The sequence below is a fragment of the Variovorax sp. 01T432 genome (assembly GCF_056398605.1).
The window spans coordinates 100,408-117,971 of sequence record NZ_JBFTPS010000012.1 but is presented as its reverse complement, the minus strand read 5'-3'; the positions used below and the strand labels follow the sequence as shown (position 1 = coordinate 117,971).

Annotated in this window: 14 protein-coding genes; 12 read left to right on the top strand and 2 right to left on the bottom strand. The window is 68.7% G+C overall.

Features of this window, described 5'->3' with window-relative positions; all coding sequences use genetic code 11:
- The first annotated feature begins 7 nt into the window (after positions 1-7).
- From mraY to AC1DNF_RS12210, 11 genes are all read left to right on the top strand, one after another.
- Complete coding sequence (gene mraY, locus AC1DNF_RS12260; protein ID WP_478148867.1) at positions 8-1,186, top strand: phospho-N-acetylmuramoyl-pentapeptide-transferase; 1,179 nt, start codon at positions 8-10, stop codon at positions 1,184-1,186.
- Positions 1,187-1,199: 13 nt separating this feature from the next.
- Positions 1,200-3,044, top strand: a complete 1,845-nt coding sequence (gene murD / locus AC1DNF_RS12255; protein WP_478148866.1) for a UDP-N-acetylmuramoyl-L-alanine--D-glutamate ligase — start codon at positions 1,200-1,202, stop codon at positions 3,042-3,044.
- On the top strand, positions 3,041-4,327 hold the full coding sequence (gene ftsW / locus AC1DNF_RS12250) for a putative lipid II flippase FtsW (protein WP_478148865.1): 1,287 nt from the start codon (positions 3,041-3,043) through the stop codon (positions 4,325-4,327). The genes murD and ftsW overlap by 4 nt, the downstream gene beginning before the upstream one ends.
- Entirely contained in the window at positions 4,324-5,385 is a 1,062-nt protein-coding gene (gene murG / locus AC1DNF_RS12245) for an undecaprenyldiphospho-muramoylpentapeptide beta-N-acetylglucosaminyltransferase (RefSeq protein WP_478148864.1), read from the top strand. The genes ftsW and murG overlap by 4 nt, the downstream gene beginning before the upstream one ends.
- A 61-nt stretch (positions 5,386-5,446) precedes the next feature.
- The gene (gene murC, locus AC1DNF_RS12240) at positions 5,447-6,901 is read left to right on the top strand and encodes a UDP-N-acetylmuramate--L-alanine ligase (RefSeq protein ID WP_478148863.1); all 1,455 of its coding nucleotides are present in this window, start codon (positions 5,447-5,449) and stop codon (positions 6,899-6,901) included.
- Complete coding sequence (locus AC1DNF_RS12235; protein WP_478148862.1) at positions 6,898-7,869, top strand: D-alanine--D-alanine ligase; 972 nt, start codon at positions 6,898-6,900, stop codon at positions 7,867-7,869. Before murC ends, AC1DNF_RS12235 begins: the two co-directional genes overlap by 4 nt.
- On the top strand, positions 7,866-8,648 hold the full coding sequence (locus AC1DNF_RS12230) for a cell division protein FtsQ/DivIB (protein ID WP_478148861.1): 783 nt from the start codon (positions 7,866-7,868) through the stop codon (positions 8,646-8,648). Before AC1DNF_RS12235 ends, AC1DNF_RS12230 begins: the two co-directional genes overlap by 4 nt.
- Positions 8,649-8,664: 16 nt before the next feature.
- Positions 8,665-9,894 carry a cell division protein FtsA gene (gene ftsA, locus AC1DNF_RS12225; RefSeq protein WP_478148860.1) on the top strand — a complete coding sequence of 410 codons (1,230 nt, stop codon included), beginning with the start codon at positions 8,665-8,667 and terminating at the stop codon, positions 9,892-9,894.
- Between the two features lie 171 nt (positions 9,895-10,065).
- Complete coding sequence (gene ftsZ / locus AC1DNF_RS12220; protein ID WP_478148859.1) at positions 10,066-11,280, top strand: cell division protein FtsZ; 1,215 nt, start codon at positions 10,066-10,068, stop codon at positions 11,278-11,280.
- Positions 11,281-11,358: 78 nt separating this feature from the next.
- Positions 11,359-12,282, top strand: coding sequence for a UDP-3-O-acyl-N-acetylglucosamine deacetylase (gene lpxC, locus AC1DNF_RS12215; protein ID WP_478148858.1), 924 nt, complete (start codon positions 11,359-11,361; stop codon positions 12,280-12,282).
- A gap of 12 nt (positions 12,283-12,294) precedes the next feature.
- The gene (locus tag AC1DNF_RS12210; protein WP_478148857.1) at positions 12,295-12,471 is read left to right on the top strand and encodes a hypothetical protein; all 177 of its coding nucleotides are present in this window, start codon (positions 12,295-12,297) and stop codon (positions 12,469-12,471) included.
- 9 nt (positions 12,472-12,480) lie between these two features.
- Here AC1DNF_RS12210 and AC1DNF_RS12205 read toward each other — a convergent pair whose 3' ends face one another.
- Positions 12,481-14,862, bottom strand: a complete 2,382-nt coding sequence (locus tag AC1DNF_RS12205) for a phosphoketolase family protein (protein ID WP_478148856.1) — start codon at positions 14,860-14,862, stop codon at positions 12,481-12,483.
- A 6-nt stretch (positions 14,863-14,868) separates the two neighbouring features.
- On the bottom strand, positions 14,869-16,062 hold the full coding sequence (locus tag AC1DNF_RS12200; protein ID WP_478148885.1) for an acetate/propionate family kinase: 1,194 nt from the start codon (positions 16,060-16,062) through the stop codon (positions 14,869-14,871).
- A gap of 195 nt (positions 16,063-16,257) precedes the next feature.
- Between AC1DNF_RS12200 and AC1DNF_RS12195 the strand changes: the two genes are divergently transcribed.
- Entirely contained in the window at positions 16,258-17,553 is a 1,296-nt protein-coding gene (locus AC1DNF_RS12195; RefSeq protein ID WP_478148855.1) for an acetyl-CoA hydrolase/transferase family protein, read from the top strand.
- Positions 17,554-17,564 lie beyond the last annotated feature (11 nt).

Below are 17,564 nucleotides of genomic sequence, written 5' to 3'. Positions count from 1 at the left end.
TATTCCCATGCTCATGAGCCTCGCCACGTGGCTGCAAACGTTGTCGCCGGACTTCGGATTCCTGCGCGTGTTCCAGTACCTGACCTTCCGCGCGCTGATGGCCGCCATGACCGCGCTGATCCTCGGCCTGGCGGCCGGGCCGTACGTCATTCGCCGCCTCGCGGCGCTGAAGATCGGCCAGCCGGTGCGCGGCTACGGCATGGACACCCATCTGAGCAAGAGCGGCACGCCCACCATGGGCGGCGTACTGGTGCTGTTCTCGATCGCGCTGGCGACGCTGCTGTGGTTCGACCTGTCGAACCGCTTCGTGTGGATCGTGCTGTGGGTCACGCTGGGCTTCGGCGCCATCGGCTGGGTCGACGACTGGCGCAAGGTGGTGCGCAAGGATCCCGAGGGCATGCGCTCGCGCGAAAAGTACTTCTGGCAGTCGGTGGTCGGCCTGATCGCCGGCTTCTATCTGCTGTTCAGCATTTCGGAGAGCTCGAACTGGCGCGTGCTGGAGCTGTTCACGGCCTGGGTGCGCTCGGGCTTCGACCTGAACTTTCCGCCCAAGATCAACCTGCTGGTGCCCTTCTTCAAGGAAGTGAGCTATCCGCTCGGCGGCATCGGCTTCGTCATCCTGACCTACCTGGTGATCGTGGGCGCGAGCAACGCGGTGAACCTGACGGACGGGCTCGACGGCCTGGCCATCATGCCGGTCGTGATGGTCGGCTCGGCGCTTGGCGTGTTCGCCTATGTCACGGGCAGCGCGGTGTTCTCGCGCTACCTGCTCTTTCCGCACATCCCCGGTTCGGGCGAGCTGCTGGTGTTCTGCTCGGCGATGGCCGGTGCCGGCCTTGCCTTCCTGTGGTTCAACACCCACCCGGCGCAGGTCTTCATGGGCGACGTGGGCGCGCTGGCGCTCGGCGGCGCATTGGGCACCATCGCGGTGATCGTGCGGCAGGAGATCGTGTTCTTCGTGATGGGCGGCATCTTCGTGGTCGAGGCGATCTCGGTGATGGCGCAGGTCATGTACTTCAAATACACCAAGAAGCGCTACGGCGAGGGCCGGCGCGTGCTCAAGATGGCACCGCTGCACCATCACTTCGAGAAGAGCGGCTGGCGCGAGACGCAGGTCGTGGTGCGCTTCTGGATCATCACGATGCTGCTGTGCCTCGTGGGTCTTTCGTCCCTGAAGCTGCGGTGAAGCGGTAAACCACATGCGGCATCTCAAAGACCTCCACGTGCTGATCCTGGGCCTGGGCGCGTCCGGCCTGGCGATGGCGCGCTGGTGCGCGCGCCACGGCGCGAAGCTCACGGTCGCGGATTCGCGCGAGGCCCCGCCCCAGCTTGCCGCGCTGCGCGAGGAATTGCCCGACACGGTTTTCGTCGGCGGCCCGTTCTCGGCGGCGCTGGTGGAAGGCACGTCCGTGCGCGCCGTGTACCGTTCGCCGGGCCTGGCGCCATCCTCGATCGCCGTGGTCGTGGATGCGGCGCGGGCCATCGGGCTGCCGGTGGGTGGCGAACTGGACCTGTTCGCCCGCGCGCTGGCGGACCTGCGCATCGCGGAGGTGGCGGAGGTGGCGGAGGAGGTCGAAGGGACAGCGCCATCCGCCGCCCAGGCGACGCTCGACCTGGCCGAGACTTCCGTGGAGCCCGAGCTGGCCGAAGAAGCTGAAACGCCGGACGCTTCCGACGAGCCTGTCGCGCTCGACATGCATGAGGCGCGTGAAGCCGAGCCCGCCTCAGAGCCCGAGGCCGGGCAGGGCCAGCCGGTGCCGCAGCAGGCCGAGGCCTCCGAACCCGTCCTCGCCCCGCTCGAGGAAGACGACGATTCCGACGCCGCGCCCGTGGTCCTCATCGCGCCGCCGCCGGCCCCCAAGGGCTACATGCCCGCGGTGCTGGCCATCACCGGCACCAATGGCAAGACCACGGTGACCGCGCTCACCGGACAACTGGTGGAGCGCGCCGGCAAGACCGTCGCGGTCGCGGGCAACATCGGCCCGACCCTGCTCGACACGCTCTCGGCGCACATGGACGCCGGCACGCTGCCCGAGGTGTGGGTGCTCGAGCTGTCGAGCTTCCAGCTCGACGGGGTGCAGGGCTTCGAGCCCACGGCCGCCACGGTGCTGAACCTGACGCAGGACCATCTCGACTGGCACGGCGACATGGCCGCGTACGCGGCGGCGAAGGCGCGCATCTTCGGCACCCAGGGCATCGTGCTGCTCAACCGCGAAGACCCGGCCGTGATGGCGATGCGGCCCGCGCCGGCCAAGATGGGCAAGTTCGGCCGAGGCCCCGCGCCGCGAACCGTCGTCACCTTCGGTACCGGCATGCCGCTGCGCCCGGGCGACTACGGGCTGGAGCAGATCAACGGCATGGCCTGGCTGGTGCGCGCGATGGAAGCCGACGAAACCCAGAAGCGCAAGCGCGGCTCGGTCGAGGAAGAGGAGATCTTCATCCAGCGCCTGATGCCCGCCAATGCGTTGCGCATTCGCGGACGGCACAACGCGCTCAACGCGCTGGCCGCGCTCGCGCTTGCCACGGCCGCCGGCTGCCAGCTGGCGCCCATGCTCTACGGCCTGCGCGAATACCGCGGCGAGCCGCACCGCGTGGAGCCCGTGGCGATCATCGACGAGGTCGAATACTTCGACGACAGCAAGGGAACCAACGTCGGCGCGACGGTCGCGGCCTTGATCGGTCTGGGCGAGGAGCGCCGCGTGGTCGTGATCCTCGGCGGCGAGGGCAAGGGCCAGGACTTCGCGCCGCTGGCCGACCCTGTGCGCAAGTACGCGCGCGCCGTCGTGCTCATCGGCCGCGACGCGCCGCTGATCGAAGCGGCGCTCGCGCCCACCGGCATCTCGATGCTGAACGCGGCCTCGCTGCCCGAGGCCGTCACGATGGCCGCCGGACGCGCGCATCCCGGCGATGCCGTGCTGCTGTCGCCGGCCTGCGCGAGCTTCGACATGTTCAAGGATTACGCGCACCGCGCGGCCGTCTTCTGCGAGGCCGTACAGGCCTTCGCGGAAGCGCCGCGCGACGGCAGCGGAGAGAGGCCGCTATGAGCGCCGTGCAGCCACCCGAGCGCGCGGGCTTCTTCGCCGGCTTGTTCGGCCGCGCCAAGAGCGGCATCGATGCCTTGCCCATGCATCTCCCGGTGCGCCTGGGCAATGCGGGCATGACGCAGACCAAGGCCGCGCCGATGCATGTGCTCGGCTTCGACCAGGCGCTGGTCTGGGTCACGGTCGCCCTGCTGGCCTGGGGCCTCGTGATGGTCTATTCGGCATCGATCGCCTTGCCGGACAACCCGCGCTTCGCGCGCGCCGGCTACGGGCCGGCCTTCTTCCTGACGCGGCACGCGGCCTCGCTGGTGATCGCCTTCGTCGCCGCGCTGCTGACCTTCCAGGTGCCGATGAGCACCTGGGAGCGCACCGCGCCATGGCTGTTCGTGGCCTCGCTGCTGCTGCTGGTCGCGGTGCTGATTCCGCACATCGGGATCAACGTCAACGGCGCGCGCCGCTGGCTGCCGCTCGGCTTCATGCGCTTCCAGCCTTCGGAGCTGGCCAAGATGGCGATGGTCCTCTACGCCGCCAGCTACATGGTGCGCAAGATGGAGATCAAGGAGCGCTTCTTCCGCGCCGTGCTGCCCATGGGCGTGGCGGTGGTCGTGGTCGGCATGCTGGTGATGGCCGAGCCCGACATGGGCGCCTTCATGGTGATCGCCGTCATCGCGATGGGCATCCTGTTCCTGGGCGGCGTGAACGCGCGCATGTTCTTCGTGATCGCGACGCTGGTGGTCGTGGCCTTCGGCACCATCGTGGCGACCAGCTCATGGCGGCGCGAGCGGATCTTCGCCTACCTCGACCCGTGGAGCGAGGAGCATGCGCTGGGCAAGGGCTACCAGCTCTCGCATTCCCTGATCGCGATCGGCCGCGGCGAGATCTTCGGCGTCGGCCTGGGCGGCAGCGTGGAGAAGCTGCACTGGCTGCCGGAGGCGCACACCGACTTCCTGCTGGCCGTGATCGGCGAGGAGTTCGGCCTGGTCGGCGTGCTGCTCGTGATCGGCCTGTTCCTCTGGCTGACGCGGCGGATCATGCACATCGGCCGCCAGGCGATCGCGCTCGACCGCGTGTTCTCCGGGCTGGTGGCGCAGGGCGTGGGCATCTGGATGGGCTTCCAGGCCTTCATCAACATGGGCGTGAACCTGGGCGCGCTGCCGACCAAGGGCCTGACCTTGCCGCTGATGAGCTTCGGCGGCTCGGCCATCCTGATGAACGTCGTGTCGCTGGCCATCGTGCTGCGCATCGACCACGAGAACCGCATCCTGATGCGCGGAGGCCGGGTATGAGCCGCACCGCACTGGTCATGGCCGGCGGCACGGGCGGGCATATCTTCCCGGGTCTGGCGGTGGCCGAGGCCCTGCGCGACCGCGGCTGGCGCGTGCACTGGCTGGGCGCGCCCGGCGGCATGGAGCAGCAGCTGGTGCCGCCGCGCGGATTCGCCTTCGAGCCCGTGCAGTTCGGCGGCGTGCGCGGCAAGGGGCCGCTCACGCTGGCGCTGCTGCCGATGCGCCTGTTGCGCGCCTTCGCGCAGAGCATCTCGGTCATTCGCCGCGTCAAGCCCGACGTGGTGGTGGGCCTGGGCGGCTACATCACCTTTCCGGGCGGCATGATGAGCGTGCTGCTGAACAAGCCCCTGGTGCTGCACGAGCAGAACTCGGTCGCGGGTCTGGCCAACAAGGTGCTCGCGAGCGTGGCCGACCGCGTCTTCACCGCCTTCCCCCATGTGATCAGGAAGGCGCAGTGGGTCGGCAATCCCTTGCGCGCTGCCTTCCTGGCGCAGCCCGATCCCGTGGCGCGCTTCGCCGGCCGCAGCGGCCCTCTGAAGCTGCTGGTGGTCGGCGGCAGCCTGGGCGCGAGGGCGCTCAATGCCGTGGTGCCGAAGGCGCTGGCCCGCATCGCGCCCGAGCATCGCCCGACGGTCACGCACCAGAGCGGCGCCCGGCAGATCGACGAACTGCGCGCCAACTATGCGGCCGCGGGCGTCGAGGGCGAGCTCACACCCTTCATCGAGGACACCGCGCGCGCCTATGCCGATGCCGACCTGATCGTCGCGCGGGCCGGCGCGAGCACCGTCACCGAAATCGCGGCCGTCGGCGCAGCAGCGCTGTTCGTGCCTTTCCCCTCCGCCGTGGACGACCACCAGACCACCAACGCCCGCTTCCTTGTCGACGCGGGTGGCGGCTGGCTCGTTCAACAGAACGAACTCACACCCGAATTGCTGGCCGACTTGCTACAGAAAACCCAACGCCCCGCGCTCCTGGAACGCGCCGTGAAAGCCAAGACGATGCAGAAATGCGAAGCGGTCGACATGGTCGTCCGCGCCTGCGAGGAGCTTGTCAAGTGAAGTCCACCCCTGTTGCTTGCTCACTTCGTGCAGCCGGCTCCCCGCTCGAGGGGAAGCGCGCATGAAGCACGCCATTCATCACATCCACTTCGTCGGCATCGGCGGCTCCGGCATGAGCGGCATTGCCGAAGTGCTGTTCAACCTCGGCTACCGGATCTCCGGCTCCGACCTGGCCGACAGCGCGACGCTCAAGCGGCTCGCCGGCCTGGGCATCGCCACCTTCGTGGGCCACGATGCGGCGAACATCGCGGGCGCCGACGCCGTCGTCACCTCGACGGCCGTGCACGCCGACAACCCCGAAGTCGTCGCCGCGCGCGAGAAGCGCATTCCCGTGGTGCCGCGCGCGCTGATGCTGGCCGAGCTGATGCGCCTCAAGCAAGGCATCGCGATTGCCGGCACGCACGGCAAGACGACCACCACCAGCCTGGTGGCGAGCGTGCTGGCCGCGGCGGGGCTCGACCCGACCTTCGTCATCGGCGGCCGGCTCAACAGCGCGGGCGCCAATGCCCAGCTCGGCAGCGGCGACTACATCGTGGTCGAGGCCGACGAATCGGACGCCTCGTTCCTGAACCTGCTGCCGGTCATGGCGGTGGTCACGAACATCGACGCCGACCACATGGAGACCTACGGGCACGACTTCGCGAAGCTCAAGAAGGCCTTCGTCGACTTCCTGCACCGCATGCCCTTCTACGGCGTCGCCATCCTGTGCACCGACGATCCGGCGGTGCGCGAGATCGTGACCGAAGTGTCCTGCCCGGTGACCAGCTACGGCTTCGGCGAGGATGCCCAGGTGCGTGCGGTCAACGTGCGCGCGGTCGGCGCGCAGATGCACTTCACGGCTCAACGGCGCAACGGCGTCACGCTGCCGGACCTCGACATCGTGCTGAACCTGCCCGGCGAGCACAACGTGCTCAACGCCTTGTCGGTGATCGCCGTGGCGGTGGAACTGAACGTGCCGGACGAAGCGGTGCAACGCGGCCTCGCCGATTTCAAGGGCGTGGGGCGGCGCTTCCAGGGCTACGGCGAAGTGCAGCTGCCGAGTGCGCGCGGCTCCGGCAGCTTCACGCTGATCGACGACTACGGCCATCACCCCGTCGAGATGGCGGCCACCATCGCGGCCGCGCGCGGCGCCTTCCCGGGCCGGCGCCTGGTGCTGGCCTTCCAGCCGCACCGCTTCACGCGCACGCGGGACTGCTTCGAGGATTTCGTCAAGGTCATCGGCGGCGCCGATGCCGTGCTGCTCGGCGAGGTCTATGCCGCCGGCGAGGCACCGATCGTCGCGGCGGACGGCCGCACGCTGGCCCGTGCCCTGCGCGTGGCGGGCAAGGTCGAGCCGGTGTTCGTCGACGAGATCACGGCCATGCCGCAGGCGATTCTCGACAACGCGCGCGAAGGCGACGTGGTGATCTGCATGGGGGCGGGCTCGATCGGCGCCGTGCCGGCCAGGGTCGTCGAACTCGGTGGCCCGGCGGCCGCGAAGCCCGAGCGCTTCACGCGCGAAGGGAGGGCGTTGTGAGCCCCATCGACATCCAGGGCCTGGGCAAGGTGGCCGTGCTGATGGGCGGCAGCTCCGCCGAGCGCGAGATCTCCCTCATGTCCGGCACCGGCGTGCTCCAGGCGCTGCGCTCGCGCGGCGTCGACGCGCACGCCTTCGACCCGGCCGAGCGCGAACTCTTCGAGCTCAAGCGCGACGGCTTCGCCCGCTGCTTCGTGGCGCTGCATGGCCGCCACGGCGAGGACGGCACGGTCCAGGGCGCGCTCGAACTGCTCGGCATTCCCTACACCGGCTCCGGCGTGATGTCGTCCAGCGTCGCGATGGACAAGGTCATGACCAAGCGCATCTGGCATGCCGACGGCCTGCCGACGCCGCGCTACGTGCGCCTGGCCTTCGACCAGCAGAGCCGCGAGCAGATCATGGCCGTGCCCGACGTGCTCGGCCTGCCGCTGATCGTGAAGCCGCCGCGCGAGGGCTCCTCCATCGGCGTGAGCAAGGTGATGGGCTATTCGCAGATGCAGGACGCCGTCTCGCTCGCCGTGCGCTATGACCCCGACGTGCTCTGCGAGGAGTTCATCGAAGGCGAGGAAGTCACCTGCGCGCTGCTGGGCAGCGGCCTGGGCGCCGAGGCGCTGCCCGTGGTGCGCATCGCGGCGCCCGAAGGTGCCTACGACTACCAGAACAAGTACTTCACCGACGAGGTGAAGTACCACTGCCCGAGCGGCCTGCCGGACGCCGAGGAGAAGGAGATCCGCCGCATCGCGCTGGCCGGCTACCACCAGCTCGGCTGCCGCGGCTGGGGCCGCGCCGACCTGATGATCCGCGCCAGCGACCGCAAGCCCTTCCTGCTGGAGATGAACACCTCGCCGGGCATGACCACTCATTCGCTGGTGCCGATGTCGGCGCGCGCGGCGGGCATCGACTACGAGACGCTGTGCCTGCGGGTGCTGGCTTCGGCCACCCTGGATTCGAAGGCGCTGACGCCATGACCGACAGCATCCCCGTGCCCTTCGACGTCAAGCTCATGAACGCGACCGCGACCCTGGTGTACGTGGTGTTCGCGCTCGTGCTGATGGGCGCGGGTGCATGGTGGGTGCTGCGCCAGCCTTTCTTCCCGCTCGCCGGCATCAAGGTCGACGGCGAGGTCACGCACAACAACGCGGTCACCTTGCGCGCCAACGTGGCGCCGCAGCTGCGCGGCAACTTCTTCACCATCGACCTGGCGCGCGCGCGCACCGCCTTCGAGTCCGTGCCGTGGGTGCGCAAGGCGGTGGTGCGGCGCGAGTTCCCGAACCTGCTGCGCGCCACGCTGACCGAGCAGGTGCCGGTGGCGCACTGGGGCGGCGAGTCCGACTCGACCTTGATCAACGGCTTCGGCGAAGTGTTCGACGCCAACGTGGCCGAGGCCGCCGACGGGCTGCCGCGGCTCGACGGTCCCGCCGACCAGGCCGGCCAGGTGCTGGGCATGTACCGCGTGCTCTCCCCCCTGTTCGAGCCCTACGACCTGGCCATCGACCAGCTCACGCTGTCGAGCCGTGGAAGCTGGCGCGCCACGCTGGAGAGCGGTGCCGTGATCGAACTGGGCCGGGGCACGAGCGAAGAGGTGGTGGCGCGAACGCAGCTCTTCCTGAAGACGATCACCCCGGTGGCGAGCCAGTACGGCCGCACCATCGCGGCGGTCGAGGGCGCCGACCTGCGGCACAACGAGGGCTACGCATTGCGTCTGCGCGGCGTCACCACGGTCGTCACCGACCCCAAGAAGAAATAGCGAACTGAGGAACTTCATGTCCAAAGAGTACAAAGATCTCGTCGTCGGCCTCGACATCGGCACCGCCAAGGTGATGGTGGTGGTGGCCGAGGTGCTGCCCAACGGCGAGCTCAAGCTGGCCGGGCTCGGCATCGCGCCCAGCAACGGCCTCAAGCGCGGCGTGGTGGTGAACATCGACGCCACCGTCCAGAGCATCCAGCAGGCGCTCAAGGAAGCCGAGCTGATGGCGGACTGCAAGATCAGCCGCGTCTACACCGGCATCACCGGCAGCCACATCCGCGGCATCAATTCGAGCGGCATGGTGGCGGTCAAGGACAAGGAAGTCACGCAGGCCGACGTGGCCCGCGTGGTGGAGACGGCGCGCGCCATCAACATCTCCAGCGACCAGCGGCTGCTGCTGGTCGAGCCGCAGGAGTTCGTGATCGACGGCCAGGACGTGAAGGAGCCGATCGGCATGAGCGGCATGCGCCTGGAGGCCAAGGTGCACATCGTCACCGGGGCGCAGAGCGCGGCCGAGAACATCATCAAGTGCGTGCGCCGCTGCGGCCTGGAGGTCGACCAGCTGATGCTGAACCCGCTGGCCTCCAGCCAGGCGGTGCTGACCGAGGACGAGCGCGAACTGGGCGTGGTGCTGGTCGACATCGGCGCCGGCACCACCGACGTGGCGATCTTCACCAACGGCGCGATCCGCCACACGGCGGTGATCCCGATCGCCGGCGACCTGATCACCAGCGACATCGCGATGGCGCTGCGCACGCCGACCAAGGACGCGGAGGACATCAAGGTCGAGAACGGCTACGCCAAGCAGCTGCTGGCCGACCCGGACACGCAGGTCGAGGTGCCGGGCCTGGGCGACCGCGGACCGCGCATGCTGAGCAAGCAGGCGCTGGCGGGCGTGATCGAGCCGCGCGTCGAGGAGATCTTCTCGCTGGTGCAGCAGGTGGTGCGCGAGTCGGGCTACGAGGAAGTGCTGTCTTCCGGCGTGGTGCTCACCGGTGGAAGCGCTGTGATGCCCGGCATGATCGAACTCGGCGAGGACATCTTCCTCAAGCCCGTTCGGCGCGGTATTCCGAAGTATTCGAGCGCGTTGTCCGACATGGTGGCCCAGCCTCGCGCCGCTACCGTCATGGGGCTGCTCGAGGAGGCGCGCTATGCAAGGCTGCGCGGCTTCAAGGTGGCGCAGAAGAACGGCTCCGTGAAGACCGCCTTCGGACGCTTCAAGGACTTCATCGTGGGGAACTTCTGATGAGCCCATTGCACGTATCGGCCGACGCCGGGCCGCCCCAAGGCATCTTTCAGCGTCATTTCAACGAGCGATGGCGAAGAACCGGACCACCGCCCTGAGCGTCACCCGGTGAGCTCGACAAGAACATTCATTCATACACATACGGCAACTGCACATTCAAGGAGTCAGAACATGGCCATCGAAATGATCGAGATCGAAGAATTCAACCAAGGCACGCAGATCAAGGTGATCGGCGTGGGCGGCGGCGGGGGCAATGCGGTCGCTCACATGATGGAGCGCGGCGTGCAAGGCGTGCAATTCGTCTGCGCCAACACCGACGCCCAGGCGCTGTCGCGCAGCAATGCGCACAAGACCATCCAGCTCGGCACCAACGGCCTGGGCGCGGGCAGCAAGCCAGAGAAGGGCCGCGACGCCGCCGAAGCCGCGATCGACGACATCCGCGAAGCGATCTCCGGCGCGCACATGCTCTTCATCACGGCCGGCATGGGCGGCGGCACGGGCACGGGCGCCGCGCCGGTGATCGCGCGCGTGGCCAAGGAAATGGGCATCCTCACCGTGGGCGTGGTGACCAAGCCCTTCGACTGGGAAGGCGGCCGCCGCATGACGAACGCCGACGCCGGCCTGGCCGAGCTCGAAGCCAACGTCGACTCGCTGATCGTCGTGCTCAACGAGAAGCTGCTCGACGTGCTGGGCGAGGACGTGACGCAGGACGAAGCCTTCGCGCATGCCAACGACGTGCTCAAGAACGCCGTGGGCGGCATCTCGGAGATCATCAACGAGTACGGCGGCGTGAACGTCGACTTCGAGGACGTGCGCACCGTGATGGGCGAACCCGGCAAGGCCATGATGGGCACGGCCGCCGCTGCCGGCCCGGACCGCGCGCGCATCGCCGCCGAGCAGGCCGTGGCCTGCCCGCTGCTGGAGGGCATCGACCTGTCGGGCGCCAAGGGCGTGCTGGTGCTGGTGACGGCATCGAAGGCTTCGCTCAAGCTGAACGAGTCGAAGCTCGCGATGAACACCATCCGCGCCTACGCGTCGCCCGACGCGCATGTGATCTACGGCGCGGCCTACGACGACAACCTCGGCGACGAGATGCGCGTGACCGTGGTCGCCACCGGCCTGTCGCGCCAGGATGCACRCCGCCAGGCACCGACGCTGGAAGTGATCCGTACCGGCACCGACAACATCCCGTTCAACGTGCCGACGCTCGGCGCCGGCGCCGGCCAGCAAGGGCATGGCAGCAGCCGGCCCAACTACGACGGCATGGCGGTTCCCAGCGTGTGGCGCACCAACCGCACGATGGCGGCGGCCAAGGTCGATGCCTTGTCCTCGGGCGGAATGGACGACTTCGAGATCCCCGCCTTCCTGCGCCGCCAGGCGGATTGAGCGTTCGAGATGGAAGCTATTGCGGACATAGCGAGGCGCGCGGCACGCCGGTCGCCTCGCGCTTCTAGAATCGCCGCTGTGCTTCCCCAACGTACCCTCAAGTCCATCACCCGCGCCGTTGGCGTGGGTCTGCACAGCGGGCAGCGCGTGGAACTCGCGCTGCGGCCGGCGCCCGTGGACGCCGGCATCGTGTTCCGCCGCGTCGACCTGCCGGAGCCGGTGGAGATCGCGATGACGGCCGAGGCGGTCACGGACACGCGGCTCGCGTCGACCGTGTCCTCGGGCGGTGCCAAGGTCCAGACGGTCGAGCACCTGATGTCGGCCTGCGCAGGCCTGGGCATCGACAACCTGCTGATCGATATCACGGCCGACGAGGTGCCGATCCTCGACGGGTCGGCTTCGTCCTTCGTGTTCTTGCTGCAAAGCGCGGGCATCGCGCTGCAGAAGGCGCCGCGTCGCTTCATCCGAGTCACCCGGCCGGTGGAGGTGCGCGAGGGCCAAGGGGCGGATGCCAAATGGGCGCGGCTCGACCCCTACCACGGCTTCAAGCTCAGCTTCGAGATCGACTTCGACCACCGCGTGGTCAATTCGACCGGCCAGCGCGTGGAGTTCGACCTGGGCAGCGGCTCCTACAGCCGCGACATCGCGCGCGCGCGCACCTTCGGCTTCACGAAGGAGGTCGAGTACATGCGCTCCAAGGGGCTGGCCCTGGGCGGCGGACTCGACAATGCGATCGTGATGGACGATACCAAGGTGCTCAATGCGGACGGGCTGCGCTACGACGACGAGTTCGTCAAGCACAAGATCCTCGACGCCATGGGCGATCTCTACGTCATCGGTCGGCCGCTGCTGGCCGCCTACAGCGCCTTTCGCTCCGGCCATGCGCTCAACAACAAGCTGCTGCGCGAACTGCTCGCGCATGAGGATGCCTACGAGATGGTGATCTTCGACGACGAGAAGAGCGCGCCCGCGGGCTTCGCCGAAGTCGCGAGCGCCTGGTAGGGCAGCGCGCAGATGCTGCTGTTCCGCTGGGCCGTCCTGCTCCTCCTGCTGGTGGCCGGCGCTTCCTTCGTCTTCTATGTCGGCACGGGGCAGCGCAAGTACCGGCGCTTCGGCTGGGTCGTGCTCAAGTGGACGCTGATCGCGGCGCTGGGCTTCTTTGCGGTGCTGATCGCCGAACGCGTCGCCTGAGCCGGCGCCTCAGCGCGTCCAGCGCCAGTTGGCGATCTCGGGCATATCGTCCCCATGGCGGGTGACGTAGGCGCGATGTTCGAGCAGTTTGTCGCGCAGATGCTGCTGCACATGCGCGGCGCTGTCGCGCACCCGCGGCACGCGGTCGATCGCATCGGCCGCCAGGTGAAAGCGGTCCAGGCGGTTCAGCACCGTCATGTCGAACGGCGTCGTCGTGCTGCCCTCTTCCAGATAGCCGTGCACATGGAAGTTGCCATGGTTGTGCCGCTTGTAGGTGAGGCGGTGGACCAGCGCCGGATAGCCGTGGAACGCGAAGACGACCGGGACATCGCTGGTGAAGATCGAGTCGAAGACCGCGTCCGTCAGGCCATGGGGATGCGTCGAGGGCGACTCCAGCGCCATCAGGTCGACCACGTTCACCATCCGGACCTTCAGCTCGGGCATCAGGGTGCGCAGCAGGTCGATCGCCGCCAGGGTTTCCAGTGTCGGCACGTCGCCGGCGCAGGCCATCACCACGTCGGGCACCACGCCGCTGTCGTTGCTCGCCCAGTCCCAGATGCCGAGCCCGACGCTGCAATGGCGCTCGGCCGCGGCGATGTCGAGCCATTGCGCCTCGGGCTGCTTGCCGGCGACGATGACGTTGACGTAGTTGCGGCTGCGCAGGCAGTGGTCCATCACCGACAGCAGCGTGTTCGCATCGGGCGGCAGGTACACCCGCGCCAGCTCGGCCTTCTTGGTGACCACATGGTCGATGAAGCCCGGGTCCTGGTGGCTGAAGCCGTTGTGGTCCTGCCGCCAGACGTGGCTGGTCAGCAGGTAGTTCAGCGAGGCGACCGGCCGCCGCCAGGGGATGTGGCGGGTCAGCTTCAGCCACTTCGCGTGCTGGTTGACCATCGAATCGACGATGTGGATGAAGGCCTCGTAGCACGAGAAGAGGCCGTGCCGGCCGGTCAGCAGGTAGCCTTCGAGCCAGCCCTGGCAAAGGTGCTCGCTGAGCACTTCCATGACGCGGCCGTCGGGCGCGACATGGTCGTCGCTCGGCAGGATCTCGGCGGTCGACATGCGGTTGCTCACCTCGAAGAGCGCATCGAGCCGGTTCGACGAGGTCTCGTCCGGCCCCATCACGCGGAAGTTGCGGTCGGATGCGTTGAGCCGCATCACGTCGCGCAGGAATTCGCCGGCCACGCGCGTCGCCTCGGCTTTGGCGGCGCCGGGTGAGGGCACGGCAACGGCGTAGTCGCGGAAGTCCGGGAGCTTGAGGTCCTTGAGCAGCAGGCCGCCATTGGCATGCGGGCTGGCGCTCATCCGGCGCGTGCCGCGCGGCGCGAGCGCGGCGATGTCGGCGCGCAGCGTGCCGTCGGTGTCGAACAGTTCCTCCGGCCGGTAGCTGCGCATCCAGGCTTCCAGCAGGCCGATATGGGCCGGCTTGTCGGCGAAGGCCGCCAGCGGCACCTGGTGGGCGCGCTGCGTGCCTTCGATGGGCACGCCATCCACCGTCTTCGGCCCGGTCCAGCCCTTGGGCGAGCGCAGCACGATCATCGGCCAGCGGTGCCGCCGGCTGAAGCCGTCGGCGCGCGCCTCGACCTGGATGGCGCGAATGACATCGAGCGCGGTGTCGAGCGCGGCGGCCATCATCCGGTGCATGGCCTGGGGCTCGTGGCCGGAGACGAAATGCGGCTCGTACCCGTAGCCGCGCATCAGCTGCGTGAGCTGCTCGTCGCCGATGCGCGCCAGCACTGTGGGGCCGGCGATCTTGTAGCCGTTGAGGTGCAGGATGGGCAGCACCGCGCCATCCTGCGCGGGGTTCAGGAACTTGTTCGAGTGCCAGCTCGCGGCGAGCGCGGCGGTCTCCGCTTCGCCGTCGCCGATGACGCAGCAGGCCAGCAGGTCGGGGTTGTCGAAGACCGCCCCGAAGGCGTGCAGCAGCGAGTAGCCGAGCTCGCCGCCCTCGTGGATCGAGCCCGGGGTGGCGGGCGAGACGTGGCTCGAGATGCCGCCCGGGAACGAGAACTGCGTGAACAGCCGCTTCATCCCCTCCTCGTCGCGCGAGATGGCCGGATAGACCTCGCTGTAGGTGCCTTCGAGGTAGGTGTTGGCGACGACGCCGGGCCCGCCATGGCCGGGGCCGGCGATGAAGATCGCTTCGAGGTCACGGGCGTTGATGGCCCGGTTCATGTGGGCATAGATGAAGTTGAGCCCGGGCGTGGTCCCCCAGTGCCCCAGCAGGCGCGGCTTGATGTGCTCGATGCCGAGCGGCTCGCGCAGCAGCGGGTTGCCCATCAGGTAGATCTGGCCCACGGAGAGATAGTTGGCCGCGCGCCACCAGGCATCGAGCAGGGCGAAGTCATCGGCGGGCGCATCGGGAGAGGGTGAGGCGTCGGGTTGCGGCATGGGGGGTCAGCTCCGGTCGGGTGATGTGGAAAGGATCTCGCAGGCCTCGTCGGCGATGACCTGCTCCTCGTCGGTGGCCATGACGAGCAGGGCCAGCCTGCTGTCGGGCGAATCGATGCGCGGCGCATGGGCCGCGTTGGCCGCCGGGTCGATGCGCGCGCCGAGCCAGGCGAGGTGGCGGCCGATCGCCGCGCGCACGGTCGGCTGGTGCTCGCCGATGCCGGCGGTGAACACGATCGCGTCCAGTCCGCCGAGCGTGGTGGCGATCGCCGCGACCTCGCGCGCGACGCGCAAGGCGAACAGTTCGAGCGCCTCGCGTGCCTGCGGGGCGCTGCTGCCAACGAGTTCGCGGCTGTCGGCCGAGATGCCCGAGATGCCGAGCAGGCCCGAGCGGTGGTAGAGCATGTCCTCGACCTCGTCGATCGGCATGCCGCGCTCCTTCAACAGGTGCAGCAGCACGCCGGCGTCGAGCGCGCCGGGCCGCGTGGCCATGGGGATGCCGTCCAGCGTGGAGAACGCCATGCTGGTGTCGCGGCTGGCGCCGGCCTCGAGCCCGCAGAGGCTGGCGCCGCTGCCTAGGTGGGCCACGACCACGCGGCCCGCCGCCAGTTGCGGATGCAGGCGCGCCATCCGCGTGGCGATGAAGCGGTAGGACAGGCCGTGAAAGCCGTAGCGCTTGATGCCCTCGTCGAACAGGGCGCGGGGCAGGGCGAAGCGCCTTACCAGGTCGCTCTGCGTGCGATGGAAGGCGGTGTCGAAGGAGGCCGTCTGCGGCAGCCGGGGCCGCAGGTGCCGCACGGCGCGGATCAGCCGCAGGCTGTGCGGCTGGTGCAGGGGCGCGAGCGGCGCCAGGGCCTCGATCGCGGCCAGCGTGTCGTCGGTGATGGCTGTCGGCCCGGCAAAGCGGTCGCCGCCATGGACCACGCGGTGCGCCACGGCGGCGAGCCCATCGAGCCGGAGGTGGTGGGTGAGCCAGTCCAGCGTTTCCTCGATGACGCCGTGCAGGTCGTCCGTGAGGGCGGCCTGCAGCTTCGCTTCCCTGACGCGCCCGCCCTCGTCGAGATGCAGCGACAGGGGTTCATGACGCAGGTCGATCGCGCCGCGGGCGAAGGCGCGGGGCTGGCCGGCCTGGACGGCGAACAGGCCGATCTTGATCGTGGACGATCCGGGATTGAGCGTGAGAAGAACCTGGCCAACCATGTTTTCCATCATGCGGCCGCGCCGCGAAGGACCGTGTCGGAAATGCACCCGTGTGGCACCTGGCACCCGTGTGGCTTGCCTGGCCGAGCATGGCGCCGCGCCGGCCCGCCGCGCTTGTTCCAGATCAAGGCGGCCGCCGGAATGCGGGTTGAACCGCGTCGACACCGCGCACGGGACGCGGCATAGTCTGCATCGATGACGATCCATGACCTTTACAAGCGGAAACGCATGTCCGCCGCCGATGCCGTGTGCCAGGTGCGCAACGGCGACCTGATCATCGTGCCGACCGGCGTCGGGGAGCCGCCCGCGCTGCTGACGGCGCTGTCGGCGCAGCGCCTCGATTTCCAGGACGTCAAGGTGGCGCAGATCCTCGCCATGCGCAAGTACGGCTACATCGACCCGCAGACCACGGACAACGTGCGCCACGTGGCCCTGTTCTTCGGCGGCGCGACCCGCGCGGGCGGCCAGGAGGGCTGGATCGACTTCATCCCCAACTACTTCTCGGAAATTCCGGCGCAGATCGAGCGCGGGCAGATCCCGGCGGACGTGGTCTTCAGCATGGCCTCGCCGATGGATGCGCATGGCTACTTCGCGCTGAGCCTGGGCGCGGACTACACGATGGCGGCGGTGGCCAAGTCGCGCGCCGTGGTGCTGGAGGTGAACCCGAACGTGCCCTTCGCGTTCGGCAACTGCCATGTGCATGTCTCGCAGGTGGCGGCCTTGGTCGAGACCGACGATCCGGTGCTGGAGGTCGGCCTGCCGAAGATCGGACCGGTGCAGGAAGCCATCGGCAAGCATGTCGCCGAGCTGATCGAGGACGGCTCGACGCTGCAGATCGGCTACGGCGGCATACCGGACGCCGTGGTCGTGCAGCTCGCGCACAAGCACGATCTCGGCATCCACACGGAGATGATCGGCGACGGCATCCTCAAGCTGATCGAGTGCGGCGCCGTCACCAATCGCCGCAAGAACTACCTGCCGGGCAAGAGCATCGCGACCTTCGCGCTCGGCTCGAACCGGCTCTACCGCTTCATGGACCGCAATCCGGCCCTCGAGATCCACCCGGTGAACTTCACCAACGACCCGTGGCTGGCGGGGCAGAACGACAACCTGGTCGCGATCAATGCCACCTTGCAGATCGACCTGCTGGGGCAGTGCGGTTCCGAGAGCCTGGGGCACTCCTGCTATTCAGGCACCGGCGGCCAGTCCGACTTCGTTCGCTCGGCCAACCGCTCGCGCGGAGGCAAGGCCTTCATCGTGCTGCCCTCGACCGCCAAGGGCGACGCGATATCGCGCATCGTGCCCTCGCTCTCGCCCGGCACCCACGTCACGACGAGCAAGAACGACATCAACTACGTGGTCACCGAATACGGCGTCGCCCAGCTGCGGGGCAAATCCGCCAAGCAGCGGGCGCGGGAGCTGATCGCCATCGCGCATCCGGACTTTCGCGCCGAGCTGACCGAGCAGGCCGGGAAGCTGAAGCTTCTTTGAGGCGACGCGGC

What these genes read in the sequence shown, in the direction of transcription:
- AC1DNF_RS12230 (WP_478148861.1), top strand. Translation starts at nt 7,866, where the DNA reads ATGACCGACAGCATCCCCGTGCCCTTCGACGTCAAGCTCATGAACGCG.
- murC (WP_478148863.1), top strand. Translation starts at nt 5,447, where the DNA reads ATGAAGCACGCCATTCATCACATCCACTTCGTCGGCATCGGCGGCTCC.
- AC1DNF_RS12210 (WP_478148857.1), top strand. Translation starts at nt 12,295, where the DNA reads ATGCTGCTGTTCCGCTGGGCCGTCCTGCTCCTCCTGCTGGTGGCCGGC.
- mraY (WP_478148867.1), top strand. Translation starts at nt 8, where the DNA reads ATGCTCATGAGCCTCGCCACGTGGCTGCAAACGTTGTCGCCGGACTTC.
- AC1DNF_RS12205 (WP_478148856.1), bottom strand. Translation starts at nt 14,862, where the DNA reads ATGCCGCAACCCGACGCCTCACCCTCTCCCGATGCGCCCGCCGATGAC.
- ftsA (WP_478148860.1), top strand. Translation starts at nt 8,665, where the DNA reads ATGTCCAAAGAGTACAAAGATCTCGTCGTCGGCCTCGACATCGGCACC.
- murG (WP_478148864.1), top strand. Translation starts at nt 4,324, where the DNA reads ATGAGCCGCACCGCACTGGTCATGGCCGGCGGCACGGGCGGGCATATC.
- murD (WP_478148866.1), top strand. Translation starts at nt 1,200, where the DNA reads ATGCGGCATCTCAAAGACCTCCACGTGCTGATCCTGGGCCTGGGCGCG.
- ftsW (WP_478148865.1), top strand. Translation starts at nt 3,041, where the DNA reads ATGAGCGCCGTGCAGCCACCCGAGCGCGCGGGCTTCTTCGCCGGCTTG.
- AC1DNF_RS12195 (WP_478148855.1), top strand. Translation starts at nt 16,258, where the DNA reads ATGACGATCCATGACCTTTACAAGCGGAAACGCATGTCCGCCGCCGAT.
- AC1DNF_RS12200 (WP_478148885.1), bottom strand. Translation starts at nt 16,062, where the DNA reads ATGGTTGGCCAGGTTCTTCTCACGCTCAATCCCGGATCGTCCACGATC.